The 21,710-nt window shown below is 42.5% G+C and carries 11 protein-coding genes; 7 read left to right on the forward strand and 4 right to left on the reverse strand.

Going from position 1 to position 21,710, the window contains the following annotated elements; all coding sequences use genetic code 11:
• Window positions 1–224 precede the first annotated feature (224 nt).
• The 4 genes from ABWU87_RS14250 (at window position 225) to meaB (ending at window position 14,466) form a co-directional block, all read left to right on the forward strand.
• A complete protein-coding gene (locus ABWU87_RS14250) occupies window positions 225–6,107 on the forward strand; it encodes an alpha-2-macroglobulin family protein (RefSeq protein ID WP_353331836.1) in 5,883 nt (1,960 codons plus the stop codon).
• A gap of 240 nt (window positions 6,108–6,347) precedes the next feature.
• Complete coding sequence (locus ABWU87_RS14255; RefSeq protein WP_353331838.1) at window positions 6,348–12,188, forward strand: alpha-2-macroglobulin family protein; 5,841 nt, start codon at window positions 6,348–6,350, stop codon at window positions 12,186–12,188.
• A 92-nt stretch (window positions 12,189–12,280) separates the two neighbouring features.
• Window positions 12,281–13,369, forward strand: a complete 1,089-nt coding sequence (locus tag ABWU87_RS14260) for a DUF1573 domain-containing protein (protein ID WP_353331840.1) — start codon at window positions 12,281–12,283, stop codon at window positions 13,367–13,369.
• Complete coding sequence (meaB, locus tag ABWU87_RS14265; RefSeq protein WP_353331842.1) at window positions 13,366–14,466, forward strand: methylmalonyl Co-A mutase-associated GTPase MeaB; 1,101 nt, start codon at window positions 13,366–13,368, stop codon at window positions 14,464–14,466. The genes ABWU87_RS14260 and meaB overlap by 4 nt, the downstream gene beginning before the upstream one ends.
• 75 nt (window positions 14,467–14,541) lie before the next feature.
• Here meaB and pfkA read toward each other — a convergent pair whose 3' ends face one another.
• The 4 genes from pfkA to porQ form a co-directional block, all read right to left on the reverse strand.
• Window positions 14,542–15,522, reverse strand: a complete 981-nt coding sequence (gene pfkA, locus ABWU87_RS14270; protein WP_353331844.1) for a 6-phosphofructokinase — start codon at window positions 15,520–15,522, stop codon at window positions 14,542–14,544.
• 114 nt (window positions 15,523–15,636) lie between these two features.
• Window positions 15,637–16,506 carry a 4-hydroxy-3-methylbut-2-enyl diphosphate reductase gene (locus ABWU87_RS14275; RefSeq protein WP_353331846.1) on the reverse strand — a complete coding sequence of 290 codons (870 nt, stop codon included), beginning with the start codon at window positions 16,504–16,506 and terminating at the stop codon, window positions 15,637–15,639.
• 1 nt (window position 16,507) lies between these two features.
• A complete protein-coding gene (gene cmk, locus ABWU87_RS14280) occupies window positions 16,508–17,215 on the reverse strand; it encodes a (d)CMP kinase (protein WP_353331848.1) in 708 nt (235 codons plus the stop codon).
• A gap of 22 nt (window positions 17,216–17,237) precedes the next feature.
• On the reverse strand, window positions 17,238–18,215 hold the full coding sequence (porQ, locus tag ABWU87_RS14285; protein WP_353331849.1) for a type IX secretion system protein PorQ: 978 nt from the start codon (window positions 18,213–18,215) through the stop codon (window positions 17,238–17,240).
• 246 nt (window positions 18,216–18,461) lie between these two features.
• Between porQ and ABWU87_RS14290 the strand changes: the two genes are divergently transcribed.
• From ABWU87_RS14290 to ABWU87_RS14300, 3 genes are read left to right on the forward strand one after another with little or no spacing between them, the layout of a single operon-like run.
• Window positions 18,462–19,157, forward strand: a complete 696-nt coding sequence (locus tag ABWU87_RS14290) for an energy transducer TonB (RefSeq protein ID WP_353331851.1) — start codon at window positions 18,462–18,464, stop codon at window positions 19,155–19,157.
• A 32-nt stretch (window positions 19,158–19,189) separates the two neighbouring features.
• On the forward strand, window positions 19,190–20,164 hold the full coding sequence (locus tag ABWU87_RS14295; protein ID WP_353331853.1) for a polyprenyl synthetase family protein: 975 nt from the start codon (window positions 19,190–19,192) through the stop codon (window positions 20,162–20,164).
• 20 nt (window positions 20,165–20,184) lie between these two features.
• Window positions 20,185–20,886, forward strand: coding sequence for a hypothetical protein (locus ABWU87_RS14300; RefSeq protein ID WP_353331855.1), 702 nt, complete (start codon window positions 20,185–20,187; stop codon window positions 20,884–20,886).
• Window positions 20,887–21,710: the final 824 nt, after the last annotated feature.

Genomic DNA, 21,710 nt, shown 5'->3' on the forward strand with positions numbered 1-21,710 from the left:
ATTTATTCACGACCAATTAAAATTATCCTGTACAAAACAATTCATTCTTTCGTAGAGAACAATTAATTCTTTTGTACAGAAGATTGCATTCTTTTGTACAAGATAATTCAGACTTATCTAGTAGTTTTTGAAATTATTCTTTTTCTTTTTTCATTCTTCCATGCATGGTTTTCAGGTTTAAATCGTTTACTTTGTTAGTAATACTAGAATAATAGATGAAAGATATGAAAATCAGACTGTTTAGCCTTTTGGTGTTTGTCATGACAGGGCTCTCTTTATTTGCCCAGAAACAGACTTACGAGAAGATGTGGAAAGAGGTGGCGACTTTGGAAAAGAAAGACCTGCCCAAATCGGTTATTAAAAAAACAGGTGAAATCTATCGCAAGGCGCTTGCCGAGAAAAACTCTCCGCAAATGTTCAAAGCCTATCTCTACAAAGCGAATGCAAAGTTGAGAATAGATGCCGATAGTTTTTATGTCAACCTGAAAGGTTTGGAAAAGTGGGAAGCTGAAACGAAAGTCCCCATGGATAAGGCTATTCTGAACTCCATGATCGCCGAATTTTATGCTGATTATGCGAAGGAGAATTCCTGGCAGTTACGCAATGGCAAGCAACTAACTGGAGAAACACCCGAGGATATCCGCGAGTGGAGCGCCAATCTTTTCATCCGGAAAGCCTTTTCCTGTCTGCGCCTTTCACTGAAAGATCCGAAACTGTTGCAGAACACTTCCACTTCCTCTTATGCTCCCATCGTGAATAAAGGGTGGACGAGCGACTATTTCCGTCACGACATGTTTCATCTGTTGGCTAAACGTGGGCTTTCCATACTCACTTCACTGGAATATCTTTCAAAAGATGTTTATCCACAGACCTTGCTGAAATCGGAAACAGCTTTTGCAAAAACAGCCGATTTTCTGAAAACCCAGATTCCTGCCGCAAGCGAATGCGATGTTGTTGCAGAGAAATACCTTATTTATAAAGAGTTGGCAGGTTATTACCAGTTGGAGAACAATAAGGATGCCGTTTTACTTACCGAACTGGAACGGTTGGGATATAGTAAATCCAAGTTTGCTGAGACAAATGCCAATGAATGGGAAGCCATTCAAGAAATGGAACTTGCCAGCAATCCATATATTGTAGCACTGAATAGCCTGATTTCTCAGAATGCTTCCAGTGACGTTTGCGCGGAAGCCTATTTGGTAAAGGCAAACTATGTTTCAGGAAAGCAGAACCTTCCTCTGGCATTGGAAATATTAAATGATGGCATTCAGAAATATGCCCGATATGAACGGATCAATGCGTTGCAAGAACAGAAAGAATCCATCTTGACTTCTGCTTTGAGAGCGGAATCTCCCCCGATCATCTATCCGGGTGAAACGTTTGGTTTGAAAGTCTCTCACAAGAACCTGGATGGATTCACGGTTAATTTTTACAAAGTGAATCTTCCGGTCACTTCTCCCCAATTAAAGGAAAACATAGACAAGAAGTTTATTGAGAAATATACCCAACCATTCACCACCGAGCATTATTCCCTGGTGAAGCCGTCCGATTATAAGCAGAAAGATTCTTTGTTTAAAGTGAAAGCCCCAGCGTTGGGACTCTATCTGCTGGAAATTGTTCCCGACTCAAAGGTGGAAAATGTTTCGGCAAAGTTAATTTCATCTTCAGCTTTTAAAGTTCTGACACGTGATCTTGCAGAAAATAAAACTGAAATTATTACGCTCGATGCCAAAAGCGGTCAGCCAATACCCGAAGCTACAGTCACTCTTTATGTGAACAGTAAAGGTGAGCAAAAAGAACACTCAAAAGTAATCACCAGTCATAATGGGAGTATCGTTATTAACAATATTGATGAACTGAGATGGCTGGCAGTCTCAAAAGATGATGACATGGCTTTGCCGTTGCAGAATATATATGTCAGCCGATATAATTTTCAGGCAACTGAAATAGAAGAAGATGAAGATGAGGATGAAGGAAAAATAGAAGAAGATGAAGAAGAAAGAGGAGACGAAACAATCACCCTACTGACCGATCGCAACCTTTATCGTCCTGGTCAAACCGTTTATGTGAAAGGCATTGCTTATAAAAAAGCATTGAATTCAGCATCAGTTGTGCCGAAAAAAGCCTATACTCTAATATTATGCGATGCCAATAATAAAATGATTGCCGAGAGGAGGCTTCTCACCAATGAGTTTGGTTCTTTTACAACGGATTTTTCTCTGCCGGCAAACGTACTGAATGGTCAGTTTGAGCTCCGAACCATTCACGGACAAACCGTTATCCGTGTGGAAGAGTACAAACGCCCCTCTTTTGAGATCACGTTTCAACCCTTGGAAGGCAGTTATACATTCAATGATTCCGTAAGGGTGAAAGGTTCTGCCAAAACATACTCCGGTGTTGCGCTACAGGGGGCTCATGTGAAATATACCGTAACTCGTGCTCAGCCATTCTGGTGGGAATGGGCAGAAGATGATGTAGATGAGGTTGCTTCAGGTGAAGTGAAAGTGGATGAGAAAGGAGATTTTATAGTCCCGTTCCGTTTGACTCCGAACCTTAAAGACGATCTTGAAGATTGCTATTATATTTATAAGGTTAAGGCAACGTTAACAGACAATGCCGGAGAAACACAAGAATCAGAAACATCCGTATCGGTTGGGAGCACATCATTCATTCTTTCTTCCAACTTAGGTGATGAAATCTGTCGGGACAAACCGATTTCCGCCATATTCACGGCTGACAATCTAAGCAAAAAACCGGTAGACGTGGAAGTTACATACCATCTTTATAAGAAAGGAGATAAAAAACCTCTCATGGAAGGAAAGGTTGCTTCAAATAAAGTACAAGACCTGTCGACATGGAAGAATTTACCTTCAGGGGAATATTTCCTTGAACTTTCTGCTTTTGACGTGAAGGGGAGAGAGGTGACTGAAGATAAATTGTTTGTGCTTTTTTCATTGAATGATCAAAAGTCACCCGTTTCCAAGCCGATCTGGTGCAAACTGATGGACGATACTTTTGCTCCTGACAAGCCCGCAACCATATTGTTCGGTTCCGTCGAGAAAGATGTGCATGTGCTTTACGATGTATTTGTCGGTGGCAAGCAGATTGAAAGCCGCCGCATCACTCTTTCCGACTCCGTGCAACGATTCGAATTCCCTTATAAGGAAGAGTACGGCGATGGCATTTTCGTGAATTTCTGTTTCGTAAAGAATGGAATAGTTAGCCAGCAGGGCAATCGTATTCAGAAAGTTTTGCCTGATAGGAATTTGACCTTGAAATGGGAAACATTCCGTGATAAATTACAACCCGGACAAAAGGAAGAATGGAGATTAACCATTAAGAATTCAAAAGAAAAACCTGTCAAAGCAGAACTCCTGGCTAAGATGTACGATGCTTCTTTGGATAAAATATGGAAAGGAAATCAGGGATTGTATATAAATTATAACAGGAATATTCCTGAAGTAAGGTGGGAATTTGAAAACGGTTATAGTAATTTTTACAATTTTTATTTTTCTCTAAAAGATCATTCTTTTAAGAATCTTGCTTATGATTATTTTTTGAGAATCGGTACAAGACCTTATTATCTCGGCGACTTTGATGATGTCGGTGTGATAGGTTTTGGTATGAAAAAGGATAAAAATGTGGTGGTGCGTGGTGTAGCTTCTACTCTTGAAGGGAAGATAGCAGGGGTAAAAACGGCGAATTTAGCTTATTCTGTGGTATCTGTTGATGAAGAGGATTCCGAAGAACCAAATAAATCCCAGGACGAACCCTTAGACACCACCGTCCCGGTTCGTGAGAACTTCAACGAAACGGCTTTCTTCTATCCTCAGTTAAGAACCAACGAAAAAGGGGAAATCAGTTTCTCCTTCACCGTGCCCGAAAGCCTTACCCGCTGGAAGTTCAAGGGGATTGCCCATACCAAGGAGATGCTTACCGGAACCATCGATGGCGAGACAGTTACCAGTAAGGAGTTTATGCTCTCTCCCAATATGCCGCGCTTTGTTAGGGTGGGAGACCGCAGTTCCATTTCGACCCGCATCATCAATGTTTCCCCGAAAGATGTGAAGGGAGAGGTGAAGATGCAACTGTTCGATCCGGCAACAGAAAAGGTGTTGTTCACGCAAAAACAACCTTTCTCTGTAAAAGCAGGTGAGACCGGCAGTGCTTCGTTTGAATTCATGGCCGATGAAAGTCATTCACTGCTGGGCTGCCGGTTGGTGGCCGATGGTGGCACCTTCAGCGATGGCGAACAGCACCTGCTTCCTGTGTTGAGCAACAAGGAACGGGTTATTGAAACACTGGCCATGCCCATTCGTGGGAACCAGACACGTGAGTTCTCCACGAAGGAGCTTTTCAACGGAAACTCAAAAACTGCTACCGAGCGTAAGCTGACGGTGGAATTTACAGGCAATCCGGCATGGTATGCCGTGCAGAGTCTGCCCAGCCTTTCCAACCCGACCAACGATAATGCAATATCCTGGGCCACGGCTTACTATGCCAACTCTCTGGCTTCGTCCATTATGAACACGCAACCCCGCATGAAACTGGTGTTCGACCAGTGGAAGTCGGAAGGAGAAACCAAGGAAACGCTGTGGAGCAACTTGCAGAAGAATCAGGACGTGAAGAATATCCTGCTCGAAGAATCTCCCTGGCTCACCGAAGCCACAAACGAAGCTGAGCAGAAGCAACGGCTGGCTGTGCTGTTTGATTTGAATACCATTCAGTACAAGAACGATCATGCTTTGGCAAAACTGAAAGAGTTACAGCTGTTTGATGGTTCATGGCCTTGGTACAAGGGAATGAGCGGTAGTCGTTACATCACCCAGTTTGTACTCGAAACCATGGGACGACTGAGCAAACTTTCCGCAAAACCGCTGGAAGGTGATGCCTTAGATATGCAGCAATCGGCATTCAGTTACCTGCACAAAGAGATGCTACAGAAATACAAAGAGTTGAAGAAAGACGAAAAGAAGAACGGTCCTTCCCTGGGCTTGGACGATGAGTCGCTGCACTACCTTTATCTTTGCGCACTGACCGGAGAGAAGATTCCTGCGGAAAACACGGAAGCCTATAACTATTACCTGAGTAAGGTGAACCAGACAATGACCAACCAGACACTGATGGGAAAAGCCCTCTCGGCCATCGTTCTGGCAAAAGCGGGCAAGCATGCCGAAGCTAAGGACTTCCTCAACTCGATGAAAGAGTACGCAGTCAATACGGATGAGATGGGCATGTTCTATGCCTCAAGCGTGAATCCTTATTACTGGTACGGCAATAATATTAAAATGCAGACCGCCATACTGGAAGCCTTTGACGAAACATCAAAGGATGCTGCTTCGGTGGAAGAACTAAAAATGTGGCTACTGAAGCAGAAGCAGGCGCAATCCTGGGATTCTCCCGTTTCTACGGTGAATGCCGTTTATGCATTATTGAAGCGAGGCAGCAACCTGCTGGATAGCCCGGGTGATGTGCGCATTACTTTCGGCAACGAGGTGCTGGAGACCTATTCTCCGGCCAAGACAACGGTGCCTTCAACCGGATACATCAAGAAATCGTTCGAGGACAAGGCTGTTACCTCTTCGCTGAATAAAATTACGGTGGAGAAACGCGATGCCGGCATTGCCTGGGGAGCCGCCTATGCGCAGTATCTGGAAGAGATAGACAATATCAAGCAGCAAGGCAAGGAGCTGAATGTTTCTAAGACGTTATATGTGGAACGCCAGGTGAACGGAGTGAAGGAACTCCACACATTGAAGGGGAATACCACTCTGAAAGTGGGTGACAAGGTGGTTGCCCGCCTTATAATCAAGGTAGATAGGGACATGGACTTTGTGCAGTTGAAGGATCAGCGTGCCGCCTGCTTTGAACCGCTCGAATCCCTGTCGGGTTACCGCTGGGGAGCTGGCACAGGATACTACGTTGCCGTGAAAGATGCTTCCACGAACTTCTTCTTCGATGCCCTGAGAAAAGGAACCTATGTGTTGGAACACTCCTTCTTCGTGACCAGAGCAGGAAACTATTCCTCTGGAATTGCCACCCTGCAGTCGGTCTATGCACCGGAGTTCGCCTCCCATTCCGCTTCGGAACGGGTAGTTGTGGAGTAGTTATACCTTTAAAAGAGCCATATTCAATCTTTTTTGCAGATTGAATATGGCTCTTTTTATTTTGAAAAGTTACAAATTATAATTCTTTCAGATTTATAAGTGCCCTTTGATACATCTACTTTCAAAAATGATTGAAAAGATGTTGTATAAAATATTATCCTTTTTTTATTCTTCCATATATGGTTTTTTTAGTTTAAATTGTTTACTTTGCTGAAAAAGTAAAAATAATAGATGAAAACTATGAAAATCAGACTGTTTAGCCTTTTGGTGTTCGTTATGGCAGGGCTCTCCTTGTCTGCTCAGAAACAAACCTACGAGAAGATGTGGAAAGAGGTAGCGGTTTTGGAAAAGAAAGACCTGCCCAAATCGGTTGTCAAAAAGACAGATGAAATCTATCGTAAGGCACTTTCCGAGAGAAACTCTCCGCAAATGTTCAAAGCCTATCTATACAATGCGAATGCAAAGTTGAGAATAGATGCCGATAGTTTTTATGTTAACCTGAAAGGTTTGGAAAAGTGGGAAGCCGAAACGAAAGTCCCCATGGATAAGGCTATTTTGAACTCTATGATTGCCGAACTTTATGCCGATTATGCGAAGGAGAATTCCTGGGAATTACGCAAAAGTAAGCAGCTAATCGGTGAAACACCCGAGGATATCAGTGAGTGGAGCGCCAATCTTTTTATCCGGAAAGCCTTCTCCTGTCTGCGTCTTTCACTAAAAGAACAGACGTTGCTACAGAATACTTCCACTTCTTCTTATGCTCCTATTGTGAAGAAAGGATGGACAAGCGACTATTTCCGTCACGATATGTTTCATCTGCTGGCCAGACGCGGACTTTCAATCCTCTCTTTCCTGGAAGGACTTTCAAAAGATGTTTATCCACAGACCTTGCTAAAATCGGAAACAGCTTTTACCAACACAGCCGATTTCCTGAAAACCCCAATTTCCGACGCAAGCGAATACGATGTGATAGCCGAAAAATTGAGAATTTTTCAGATGCAGCTGGCGTATTACCATTCAATTGGTAATAAAGAGGCGGTATTGCTCACAGATCTTGAACGACTGGAATGCATAAAAAATCAGTTTGAGGGGGAAAATGGCGACGAATGGGAAGCAATGAAAAAAAGAGAGCTGACCAACGATCCGGTTATTGCCGCATATAACTATCTGATTCAACAAAATCCTTCCACTGAAGTTTGTGCAGAGGCCTGTTTAGCAAAGTCAAACTATGTTTCAGAAAAGAGCAATTTACCTTTGGCATTGGAAATATTAAATGATGCAATTAAGAAGTATCCTAAATATAAGTGTATTGATATTTTGAAGTACCAGAAAAAAATGATTATAAGCCCGGATTTCAATGCAGTATCTCCACAAGTTGTATATCCAGGTAAGGAGTTTGATCTGAAAGTAAACTATAATAATTTGGCTGGATTCACGGTTAACTTTTACAAAGTGAATCTTCTAATTACTTTTCCCAAATTGGATGAATGCATCAAAAAGAAATCTTTTAAGAAGCATCTTAAATTAATTACTTCTGAACATCATTCTTTGGTAGGACCATTGGATTATCAGCATAAAGATTCTTTGTTTAAAATAAAAGCTCCAGCAGTAGGGCTATATCTGATGGAAGTTGTTCCCGATTCAAATAACGATTATGTTTCTGGCCAACTTTTTTCCTCCTCAGCTTTTAAAGTCCTGACACGTAATCTCGCAGAGAATAAAACAGAGATTATTACACTCGATGCCCAAAGCGGACAGCCAATATCTGGAGTAACAGTTACTCTTTATGTGAACAATAAAGGTGATCAAAAAGAACATTCAAAGGTAGTCACCGGTCATAATGGAAGTGTGGTTGTTAATAATCCGAAGAAGTTGAGCTGGCTGACTGCCTCAAAAGGAAATGATGTGGCTTTGCCATTGCAGGATATAGTTGTAAGTCAATATAATTTTGAGGAAACGAACCGTAATAAGGAAAAAATCACTCTGCTGACCGACCGCAGCCTTTATCGTCCTGGGCAGACGGTTTATGTGAAAGGGATAGCTTATAATTCGGCTTTGGACACAGCTCATGTAGTCCCCAATAAAAAGTATACACTTCAATTGTTGGATGCCAACAGAAAAATGATTGTAGAGAAGACTTTGCAGACTAATGATTTTGGTTCATTTACAACAGAGTTTTCTCTACCTATTTCCTTGTTAGATGGCCAGTTCCAAATCAAGACAGATTATGGAAGCACTACTTTCCGTGTGGAGGAATATAAACGTCCGACATTTGAGATGACTTTTCAACCTTTGGAAGGAAGTTATACTTTTAATGATTCTATAAGAATGAAAGGCACGGTGAAAACATTCTCCGGGATAGCGGTTCAAATGAATCCGGTAGGATATTTCGTAACCCGAATTGCTTGTAACAGATGGGGCGAATATGATGATAATGATATGATAATTGCTACAGGTGAAGCAATTGTTGATGACAAAGGCGTTTTCGAAATTCCTTTTAAATTAATTCCTGGTTTAAATAATGACGATGACGATAATAATATCTATACAGTAAGAGCGATATTGGTCGATGCAGCAGGAGAGACACAAACAGTAGAGGGGTCTGTCGTTGTGGGCAACCATACGTTGATTCTTTCCACAGATTTGGCCGATGAGATTTGCCGGGACAGGGCAATTACAGCAACATTCAATGCCGAGAATCTGAATAATAAACCGGTGAGTGTGGAAGGCACCTATCAGCTATTTAAAATGAATTCTAAAGAAGCGGTTTTAACAGGAACATTTACCTCAAAAAAATCGCAGAAACTTTCTGCTTGGAATGAATTACCTTCGGGGAAATACAAGTTATCCTTGTCTGCAATGGATGAAAAAGGGCGGAAGTCTACGTCTGAAAAGGAGATAGTTCTCTTTTCCGTGAATGACCAAAAGTCTCCTGTGAGGAATCCTATGTGGTGCAAATTAATGGATACGACCTTTGCACCCGGTAAACCGGCAACCATCTTATTCGGTTCAGGCGAGAAAAATGTGCATGTCCTTTATGATGTATTCTCCGGGGGCAAACAAATTGAAAGTCGCCGCATATCTCTTTCTGATTCCGTTCAACGATTTGATTTTTCTTATAAGAAAGAGTACGGCGATGGCATTTTTGTGAATTTCTGTTTTGTAAAGAATGACACAGTTTATCAACAAGGCAATAGCATTGATAAAGCTTTACCAGATAAGAAGCTTTTCTTAAAATGGGAAACATTCCGCAATAAGTTACAACCGGGACAAAAGGAAGAGTGGAAATTAACCATTGCTGAGGATCCAAAAGATGCGCCTGCAAATGCTGAGCTTCTAGCAACTATGTATGATCTCTCTCTGGATAATATCTGGAAAGGTGCTCAACAATTACGTACATATTGCGAAAGGAATGTGCCGGCAATTAACTGGAAATATTCAGAATATGACAAAAATTTCTTTGGTTTTTATAGTTCTCTAAAAGTCGATTTATTAAAGGGGTTTTCTTATGACAATTTAATGAGGACTTATCTAGATGATTATGAAAGCGGTACTTTAGAATGTACAAGTCTGAAAGTAAAAGAGACGGGTAAAATGTCATTGGCTAGCTCAACGTTTGTTCCTCCACCTCCTCAATTAAAGAGCTCTGTTAAATTCGTTGCTCCGATAATTAATGAGGACTCCGAGGTTAACGAAAAGTATGAAATCGAGGAATTCGAAAAAGCGGATGAATCCCAGGATGAACCTTTAAACACCACCGTCCCGGTACGTGAGAACTTCAACGAAACGGCTTTCTTTTATCCTCAATTAAGAACCAACGAAAAAGGGGAAATCAGTTTCTCCTTCACTGTACCCGAAAGCCTTACCCGCTGGAAGTTCAAGGGGATTGCCCATACCAAGGAGATGCTTACCGGAACCATTGATGGTGAAACGGTGACCAGTAAGGAGTTTATGCTCTCTCCCAATATGCCACGCTTTGTTAGGGTAGGAGATAGCAGTTCCATTTCGGCCCGCATCATCAATGTTTCCCCGAAAGATGTGAGGGGAGAGGTGAAGATGCAACTGTTCGATCCGGCTACCGAAAGGGTGTTGTTCACGCAAAAACAACCTTTCTCTGTAAAAGCAGGTGAGACCGGCAGTGCTTCGTTTGAATTTGTGGCCGATGAAAGTCATTCACTGCTGGGCTGCCGGTTGGTGGCCGATGGCGGCACCTTCAGCGATGGCGAACAGCACCTGCTTCCTGTGTTGAGCAACAAGGAACGGATTATCGAAACACTGGCTATGCCCATCCGTGGGAACCAGACACGCGAATTCTCTACGAAGGAACTTTTCAACGGAAACTCCAAGACAGCCACCGAGCGTAAGCTGACGGTGGAATTTACCGGCAATCCGGCATGGTACGCCGTGCAGAGCCTGCCCAGCCTTTCCAACCCGACCAACGAAAATGCGATATCCTGGGCCACTGCCTTCTATGCCAACTCCCTGGCTTCGTCCATTATGAACGCACAGCCCCACATGAAACTGGTGTTCGACCAGTGGAAGTCGGAAGGAGAAACCAAGGAAACGCTGTGGAGCAACCTGCAGAAGAATCAGGATGTAAAGAATATCTTGCTCGAGGAGTCGCCCTGGTTGACCGAAGCCACAAATGAAGCCGAGCAGAAACAACGTCTGGCTGTGCTGTTTGATTTGAATGCCATCCAATACAAGATTCAGTATGCTTTGGCAAAACTGAAAGAGCTGCAAGTGGATGACGGGTCTTGGTCCTGGTACAAGGGAATGAATGGCAGCCGTTACATCACCCAATTTGTGCTTGAAACCATTGGACGATTGAGCAAACTTTCCGGGAAACCGCTGGAAGGTGATGCACTCGCCATGCAGCAATCGGCATTCAGTTTCTTGCACGAAGAGATGCTGCAGAAATACAAAAAGCAGAAGAAAGACGAAAAGAAGAACGGTCCTTCCCTGGGCTTGGACGATGAGTCGCTGCACTACCTTTATCTTTGCGCACTGACCGGAGAGAAGATTCCTGCGGAAAACATGGAAGCCTATAACTATTACCTGAGTAAGGTGAACCAGACAATGACCAACCAGACACTTATGGGAAAAGCCCTCTCGGCCATCGTTCTGGCAAAAGCGGGCAAGCATGCCGAAGCTAAGGACTTCCTCAACTCGATGAAAGAGTACGCAGTCAATACGGATGAGATGGGCATGTTCTATGCCTCAAGCGTGAATCCTTATTACTGGTATGGCAATAATATAAAAATGCAGACCGCCATACTGGAAGCCTTTGACGAAACATCAAAGGATGCTGCTTCGGTGGAAGAGCTAAAAATGTGGCTACTGAAGCAGAAGCAGGCACAATCCTGGGATTCTCCCGTTTCTACGGTGAATGCCGTTTATGCGTTATTGAAGCGAGGCAGCAACCTGCTGGATAACCCCGGCGATGTGCGCATTACTTTCGGCAACGAGGTGATGGAAACCTATGCTCCCGCCAAGACAACAGTGCCTTCAACCGGATACATCAAGAAATCGTTCGAGGACAAGGCTGTTACCTCTTCGCTGAATAAAATTACGGTGGAGAAACGCGATGCCGGCATTGCCTGGGGAGCCGCCTATGCGCAGTATCTGGAAGAAATAGACAATATGAAGCAGCAAGGCAAGGAGCTGAATGTTTCTAAGACGTTATATGTGGAACGCCAGGTGAACGGAGTGAAGGAACTCCACCCATTGAAGGGGAATACCACTCTGAAAGTGGGTGACAAGGTGGTTGCCCGCCTTATAATCAAGGTAGATAGGGACATGGACTTTGTGCAGTTGAAGGATCAGCGTGCCGCTTGCTTCGAACCGCTCGAATCCCTGTCTGGTTACCGCTGGGGAGCTGGTACAGGATACTACGTTGCCGTGAAAGATGCTTCCACAAACTTCTTCTTCGATGCCCTGAGTAAAGGGACCTATGTGTTGGAACACTCCTTCTTCGTGACCAGAGCAGGAAACTATTCCTCTGGAATTGCCACCCTGCAGTCGGCCTATGCACCTGAGTTCGCCTCCCATTCCGCTTCGGAACGGGTAGTTGTGGAGTAATGCAAGCTTTTTTAGCGAATGGAATTGCTTTATGTGAAGGAAAAAACTTAAATTTGTCAGCAGAAGTATGAATATTAATAAAACAACTATACATGAAACGTCTCTTTTTGCTCACATGTTCTCTGTTTTTTCTTTCACAGGCAGTCTGGTCTCAGGCGAGAATCTCAACCAATGAAGATGTCTACGATTTTGGAATCATACCGAGAAACAAACCGGTGACAAAAGAATTTCTGATTACCAATACAGGAAATCAGCCATTGGTGATATACAATGTTGACGCTTCATGCGCATGTACTGCGAATGGATGGACAAAGAGACCGATTGCTCCGGGAGATACGGGACATGTCCGTTCAACATTCGATGCCAAAACGATGGGACATTTCTATAAAACAGTAAATATATACAGCAATGCATCCAATGGAGTTAAGCACGTTGGATTGAAAGGTGAAGTCGCTCTTGACGTAATAAACTATAAGAAAGAACTGGCTTACGAAATAGGTCCGTTCCGTTTGGATAAAAGATACATAGAATTCCCCCCGGCAAATAGCGGAGATATGCCAAGTGCAGAAATCCAAGTAGCCAATACTTCTGAAAAAGCTTTGGATGTTACATTGATGCATTTGCCATCATATCTGAAAGCGGAAGCCACTCCAAAGATTCTGAATCGTGGACGAAAAGGGAAAATTACATTGACTCTCGATACAAAACAACTGAAAGAACTTGGGTTGACTCAAGTACCGGTCTATTTGGCACGTTATTCGGGAGATAAGGTAAGTCCAGATAATGAGATTGATATTTCGGCAATATTGCTTCCCGGGTTCTCCGGAATGACTCCGTTCCAGCAGAATAATGCTCCAAAGATCAGTCTGTCTGCAACGGAACTAAATTTAGGAGAGATTCCACTGAAGGGAAAAGTATCGCAAACAATAATTATTACCAATACAGGAAAAACCCGTTTGGAAATAAAGAAACTGCAAGTGTTTAATTCTGCTGTGGGAGTTAGTTTAGGAAAGAAGAATATTCAACCTGGACAGACAACCAAGCTTAAAGTTGATATCAGCGGAAAATGGCTTAAGAAGACCAAAGGTGAAAAGAAAGTCATGATGATTACCAATGATCCGGCAAATCCTTTGGTAATGATTAATCTGAAGGTAAAAATTAAAGAAGATACAAAAAAATGAAACATCCCGAGAATAGTGACGATTACAAAGGATTGACCGTTAATAAGGGTATAGAACAGCCCTCATCCGTTAATCCTTACCTGAAGTTGCGTCGTCCGCCCAGGAAACGTAAACTTACAGTCGGTGAATATGTGGAAGGTATTGTGAAGGGTGATGTTACCATTCTGAGTCAGGCTGTAACTTTGGTTGAGAGCATCCGGCACGAACATCAGGCAATAGCTCAGGAGGTTATTGAGAAATGTTTACCCTATTCAGGAAATTCCATCCGTGTCGGAATAAGCGGCGTTCCCGGTGCAGGGAAAAGTACTTCGATTGATGTGTTCGGTATGCATGTGCTCGAAAAAGGAGGAAAGCTGGCTGTTCTGGCCATTGACCCCAGTAGCGAACGTTCCAAGGGAAGTATCCTGGGCGACAAAACCCGTATGGAGAGCCTCTCTGTCCATCCCGATTCATTTATACGCCCCAGTCCTTCGGCTGGCTCATTGGGTGGAGTGGCGCGCAAAACTCGGGAGACTATCATTCTATGTGAAGCTGCCGGATTTGATAAGATCTTTGTGGAGACTGTAGGGGTAGGGCAGAGCGAAACAGCTGTTCACTCCATGGTCGATTTCTTTTTACTTATCCAGCTGGCAGGTACCGGTGACGAACTTCAGGGGATTAAACGAGGCATTATGGAAATGGCCGATGGCATTGTGATAAACAAGGCCGATGGAAACAACATTGAAAAAGCGAAACTGGCACAGACACAGTTCAGCAACGCCTTGCATCTGTTTCCCGCACCCGAGTCGGGCTGGACTCCACAGGTACTTACCTATTCAGGCTTCTATAACATCGGAGTAAAAGAGATATGGGATATGGTTTATGCCTATGTCGACTTTGTGAAAGGGAACGGCTATTTTGATTATCGCAGAAACGAACAGTCCAAATACTGGATGTACGAATCAATTAATGAACATCTTCGGAGTAGTTTCTATAATCATCCTGTGATAAGAGAGATGCTCGAAGAGAAGGAACGTCAGGTTTTGAATGCAGATCTCACCTCTTTTGTGGCTGCGAAAAGACTGCTTGATACCTATTTTAGTGAGCTGAAGAAATAAAAACTAAACGATATACAACAATAAAGGCCATCTTTGGAGGTGGCCTTTATTGTTGTATATCGTTAATACAAGGAATCAGATGGAAAGTGTGCGAAGCACATTAACCAGCTCCTTATTAATAGGTTTATCGTTCTTGATTGCTTTAGTGAAAGGTACATAAACCACCTGATCGTTTTCAATACCGATCATTACATTGCGCTGACCTTCCAGAATTGCATCGATACTTGCGGCACCCAGACGGCTTGCCAGTATGCGGTCGTGTGCAGATGGGCTTCCACCACGTTGCAGGTGACCTAAGATTGTTACACGAACATCATACTGAGGATACTCGTTTTTTACACGTTCTGCATAGTGCATTGCCCCACCGGTTATTTCGCTTTCTGCCACAATAACGATACTACTGTTTTTTGATTTGCGGTAACCGCTCTTGATGAACTCTTCCAACTGGTCTACTTCTGTGCTGCATTCCGGAATGATTGCTGCCTCTGCTCCGGATGCGATTGCACCGTTCAGCGCAAGGAAGCCGGCATCACGTCCCATTACTTCGATAAAGAACAATCTTTCGTGCGAAGTGGCTGTATCTCTGATTTTATCTACCGCCTCAAGAATTGTATTTAATGCAGTATCGTAACCAATTGTGGTATCCGTTCCAAATAAATCATTGTCAATTGTTCCAGGAAGCCCAATGCAGGGAATGTCATATTCCTGTGCAAAGATACGTGCTCCTGTTAAGGAACCGTCTCCTCCGATTACAACCAAGGCATCAATGCCTTCTTTAACCATTGTTTCATGTGCTACCTTTCTTCCTTCGGGAGTCAGGAACTCCTTGCAGCGTGCAGTTTTCAGGATTGTTCCACCTAATTGAATAATGTTACTTACGTTTTGGCTTTTAAACTCTTGGATCTCCCCAGTAATTAAGCCTTTGTAACCTCTGTAGATGCCTTTTACCTGAAGGCCGTTATATATAGCTGCGCGAGTTACTGCGCGGATTGCTGCATTCATACCAGGAGCATCTCCTCCGGAAGTAAGTATTCCTACACATTTTACCGTACCCATACCTTTTTTGTTTTAAATTGTAGGTGCAAAGTTAAGAAAATCTACGATTAAACAGATTTCAATCTCTTTAATCTAATACTGATTCTTATAAATAAAGTTAATGAATGGCCTTTTTTACGATTCAACAATGATTTTGTTGATGTATGTTTGAACCTCCTCCATCAACCATTTTGGGGTTGAGGTTGCCCCACAAATACCAATGGATTTTACTCCCTGTAACAATTGTGGGTTAATCTCTTCGGGACTGTCAATCAGGAAAGAGTTTGGATTTACTTTGCAACATTCATTAAAAAGTATCTTGCCGTTGGAGCTCTTTTTCCCACTGACAAAGAAAATCAGGTCGTGCGAAGCTGCAAAACGTTGTATGTGTGGCATGCGGTTTGCAACCTGACGGCAGATGGAATCATAAAACTCGAATGTCGCATCCGGTGAGATATGTTCCTTGATGTATTCCACTATTTTCTGAAATTCGTCCAGCGATTTGGTTGTTTGTGAATAAAGACGGATGTTCTTGTTGAAATCAAGCTTTGTCACCTCTTCCAGTTTCTCAATGACAATGGCCTCGCCAGAGGTTTGTCCTACCAATCCAAGTACTTCAGCATGACCATTTTTACCGTATATCACAATCTGTCTTTCCTTGTCGGGCATTGCATACTGCTGTTTAATCCGCTGCTGCAGTTTAAGCACCACAGGGCAGGTTGCATCAATAATCTCTATATTGTTTTCTTTGGCAATGGCATAAGTTTCGGGTGGTTCGCCGTGTGCCCTGAGTAACACCTTGGCATTATGCAGTTGCTTGAACTCCTCGTGATTGATAGTTATTAGTCCCATCTCTCTGAGTCGTTCCACCTCTTTGCTGTTGTGTACAATGTCTCCCAGGCAATAGAGGGTTTCCCCTTTTGCCAGTTCTTCCTCTGCTTTCTTTATGGCTGTGACCACTCCGAAGCAGAATCCTGATCCTTTGTCAATCTCAACTTTAATCATGTTAGTTTGATGTTTGGGTAGCCTTCTCAAATTGCTGGAGCAGCCAATCTTTTTGTTCATCGACGGTCAGCAGACTGTTATCCAGTAAGATTGCGTCAGCTGCTCTTTTCAGAGGACTTACTTCACGATTCTGGTCCTGATAATCCCTGTCTTTCACATTCTTCAGAATCTCCTCAAATTTAACTTCCATCCCTTTAGCCACCATTTCGTCGTATCGGCGAAGAGCTCTGATTTCGGGTGAGGCGGTTACAAATATCTTCAATTCCGATTCAGGGAAAACGGTAGTTCCTATGTCGCGCCCGTCCATCACAATACCTTTTTCTTTCCCCATCTCCTGCTGCTGATTAACCAATGCCTCACGTACAAAATCTATCGCGCTTACCCGGCTTACTTTTGAAGATACTTCCATGGTACGTATCTCTTCTTCCACATTCTCACCATTCAGATAAGTCTGAGGGAGGTTTGTCTTTTCATCCAGTTTGAATGATATATGGATATCTTTGATCCGGAGTTCCAGTTCGGGAATGTTTATTTCACCATTGGTAAAGAGCCCGTTTTTAATGCAATAAAGTGTTACGGCGCGATACATGGCCCCGCTGTCGATGTAAATATAGCCAATTGCTCTGGCAAGATCTTTTGCCATAGTGCTTTTACCACAGGAAGAGAAACCGTCAATAGCTATGATTATTTTTCTTGTAGAGTTGTTCATGTTTTTTTAATCTCATTAAATATTATAATGTCATTGCAAAATTGAATAGCAACGAAGAGCTTGATGTGTGATATTTAGCATACGATGCTCCGATTTTTAATCGTTTAATCTGAATGCCGGCACCCAAGGCCATACCCGACCATCCGCTGCTTTCGTTCACTTTCATTTCGCTTTTCCGTTTGCAGTTATATCCCAAAGAAACGTATGTGGTTTCGGATGGAAGAAAATCTACACCGAAAATAAAGTGGTTGAATAGTGTCTTGCTGAATTTTTCTTTTTCTTCTGAACCGGATTTGGTTGGAGATGATGACCAGTCGGTTAGGTCGTGCATTGTAACCGATAACCTGAAAGGTGCATGAGAAAGTTTTTTGCTGAACCCGGCAAGCAGATCGAATGGTAGTTTCTCTCGCTCTTCGTCAAAAGCTTTTATTTGTCCGCCTAGGTTTCTGGCTACAATCGATGCTGATAATCCAGTATTTTCATTGAAATAGTTCAATCCAAGATCAACTCCCACGGCAAACGAGGAATATTTCTCATAAGTGGAATAAATCATCCTGCCTGTTATCCCACCACTCCAGTAGTCTGACAGGTCATATGAATAGATTCCCGAAAAGGCCATGTCCTTAGCCGAGAAGGTTCCTAGTTCAACATCTTCTTCCGTTGTCTGTTTAAAGTCTCCATAGTTCACATACTGAGCGGTCACTGCCCACACTGACCGTTCGCCTAATGCTCTTGAGAAAGCTGCACTTCCAACTCCTACACCACTTATATAACTCATGTAGTTTAAGTTCAGTGTTTTGTCCGATACGAACGAAAGTAGTGCCGGATTATGGACTGCCATGGTAATGTCATCATCATTGATAGATACATTATCACCTCCCAATGCTGCTGCATGAGATGAAAAAGGCAGCTCCAGGAACTTAAACACGCTTGTACCACTCTGAGCATGTGCCGTTATACTCATGAGGAATGATAGCAAAATCAGAAACTGTTTTCTCATTGACCGTTCTAAATTTCTGCCAAATATACATCATTTTTTAGAATCAGTGATTCACATCCTGATGAATCTTAAGGCAATGGATTTGTTTTGCTTTTAATAACGTGAAAAATGTCGTTTTAGGGTGTAAGAAGATTTAAATAAATGAAAAAGTAAATAGGGAACGGAAAAAGAGGTTATTACGGAAGACGAATCTTAAAAATAAATGCTATTTTTGCGAAACAGAGTCGCATTTATGGAGTAAGTAGTATGGAAATAAGGAAAATGCCTAAATTGGATTTAGAAAGAAAGAGACCTCTTGGTTTCTTGATAGGCTTTGCTATAGCTCTGCTTCTTTTGTTGGCTGCTTTTCAACTTAGTGTTTCACAGCCTGCTTATACAAGAATGCTGGCAAGTACCGCCGGAAAAGAAGAAATGGTGCCAATTACAGTGCAGGAAGTGCCGAGAGCTCCGTTGAAGACAAAGACTGTTGAGAATGAACTTACAATACCTTCAACAGAAAATTTCGCACAGCAGGTTGAAGAAACGGAAAATGTTTCTTATTATACTGAAGAACCCAGGATGATTATTGTTACAAGTCATTATTCCATTAAACTTTCACAACCTGAAGAGCCTAAACAACAGGAAGAGATTCCGGCTAGAGTGACAGAATACCAACCGGAGTTTCCAGGAGGACAAGCAGCGCTTCTTGCTTATCTAAGAAGGAATGTGAATTATCCGGTTCTAGCTCAGGAAAGTGGCATTCAGGGAAGAGTAATTATTCAATTTGTAGTTAATCGCGATGGTACCGTTACGGAACCGGTCGTTCTGAGAAGTGTGCATCCGGTTCTTGACAGAGAAGCAGTTCGTGTGGTTTCGTCCATGCCAAGATGGCGGCCGGGAATGCAGGATGGGAAACCAATCAGAGCAACATATGCCATCCCAGTCTCATTTAAATTAAATTAATCATAGGATAAGTATCCTGAAACAGATATAAAATGTATACATCGACAAAAGTATTAGAGATAATCAATCAGTATATTTCAGAATTGTCTTATTCACATGCCCCCAAAAAACTTTATGATCCGATAGAATATATTCTTTCACTTGGAGGGAAACGAATACGCCCGGTTCTGATGTTGATGGCTTACAATCTTTATAAGGAGGATGTAACCCGAATTTTGTCTCCTGCTGCTGGTCTGGAAATTTATCATAACTTTACTTTGCTGCACGATGATTTGATGGATAAAGCAGATATGCGAAGAAACAAACCTACTGTGCATAAAATGTGGGATGATAATACGGCAATTCTTTCAGGCGATGCTATGCTGATAATGGCTTACAGGTATGTAGCCGGTTGCTCTTCCGAATATCTGGGAAAGGTGCTGGATACTTTTACCCAAGCGGCTCTTGAGGTTTGTGAAGGACAGCAGTACGATATCGATTTTGAAAGCAGAACGGATGTGAAGGAGGAGGAATATCTGGAAATGATTCGACTGAAAACTTCTGTGTTGCTGGCTGCTGCCTTGAAGATGGGAGCAGAACTGGCCGGAGCTTCTGATGAAGATGCTGCTCACCTCTATGATTTCGGAGTCAATATTGGTATTGCATTTCAATTGAAAGACGATTTACTTGATGTATATGGTGATCCGAAAGTTTTTGGAAAGAATATTGGAGGAGACATTCTCTGTAACAAGAAGACTTTCATGTTGATAAAAGCTTTGGAAAATGCCAATTCAGAGCAAGCTGCGGAATTAAAAAGCTGGATTGATAAGGAAGTGTTTGATTCCAAAGAGAAGATTGAAGCTGTAACCGCACTATATAATCAGATTGGAGTAAAACAACTCTGTGAAGCCAAAATGAAAGAGTACTACACCAAAGGAATTGAAAGCCTTTCTTTAGTCGGTAGGTCTGAAGAAGAGAAAAGCGGTTTGAAAGGTGTGGCTGAAAATTTAATGTATCGGGAAATGTAACAAAGAAAAAACCTTAATCTATGCCTTACAGAAGATTACCAAACACAGATCAGGCACGCATCAGAGCTTTAAAAAAAGCTATTGATAAAGAAGAAAGTTTGAATGCAGATAACAATTCTGTTATATCTGTTAAAACATTGAATGAGGCGCAGAATTTTCTGACTCGGTTTGAGCAGGCACATAATTACTATGTTTATTGTTACAATAACCAGATATCATCCAGCCAGAAATACCAGCCTAGTGTAAAGACGGCAAGACTTTATGTCTCTCACTTTATTCAGGTACTAAACCTGGCTGTGACGCGTTCGGAAATCAAAGAAGAATATAAAGCCTTTTATGGTCTAGACCCGAAAGATTATGCGGTTCCCGATCTGGCAAACGAATCTTCTATTATTGAATGGGGTGAAAAGATTATAAAAGGTGAAAAGGAACGAACTCGTAAGGGAGGTGCTCCCATTTACAATCCCACCATTGCTAAAGTGACTGTTCATTATGAGATTTTTAAAGAGGGTTACGAGCAGCAGAAGCATCTACAGTGGCTCACTTCCCGCAGTTTGGGAGCATTAGCCGCGATGCGTGAAAAGGCAGACCAAATAATATTGGATATATGGAATCAGATAGAGGGATCTTTTGAAACCTTGCCACCGAATCACCGACTGAATGAGTGCCAGAACTATGGTGTGGTCTACTATTACCGCACAGGTGAAACGAAGCCTCAATAATTATCTGAGAATAATCCTTCAGTTGGTTTACTGAGGTTTTTTACATGTTTTCCAATCACCTCCCCATAAAATGTTTTTCAAAAAGTAGCATAAGTCACGCAAGTCACGCACTTTTGTTGTAACGTGCTTAATGCCAAGGTGGTACTGGTGCGTGACTTCCTGCGCGACTTCTCACAAGTCACGCGACATCGGTAAGCGTCTCGGCGGTGCCATTTTGTAAAATGTAAGTGTCTCCACGATGTCGTCTTAACCAGTATACATTTTACCTTTACTATTGTCTTTAAAATATCAATCGTAGGCTAATGATTTTGTTGGTTCATCCAACAAATGTGTAGTTCTTATCTGATATTCAAAATGTGCTTTGTCTAAAAAATAAGCTGGGAAATTCATATCTTTTTTATCGTCGCAGTTTCATCTTCCTATCCGGGTCTACCCGTTCCCTCCACCCGGATCTACAGATGCCTTACACCCGGGTGTACAGGACCCGTACATCCGGGTGTACAGAAAGAAACAAGGCGTTTGATTATGAAATCATGCCGATAAAATAGGCTTAAACCTGCATAAAAAAGGGTGGTTGTCATAATCTGATATTAAGTCTCTCTATATATCGACAAGTGATTCAAGTTTTATATATACAGATGGCTACGTTTTTATATGCGAAGCGGGAAAAAGAGTGTGGTGCCCGGGTGGGGGAGGGTGCGTGACTTTTTTGAAGTCACGCGCTTTTTTAGTCGAAGTCGCGCACCTGTATCACGTTGATAGACAATAGGATGTGGCGGTTCTGCGTGACTTGCGTGACTTGCGCGACTTTTAAAAATTATTTT

The sequence above is a fragment of the Bacteroides sedimenti genome, assembly GCF_040365225.1.
In the GTDB taxonomy this organism is placed as follows: domain Bacteria; phylum Bacteroidota; class Bacteroidia; order Bacteroidales; family Bacteroidaceae; genus Bacteroides; species Bacteroides sedimenti.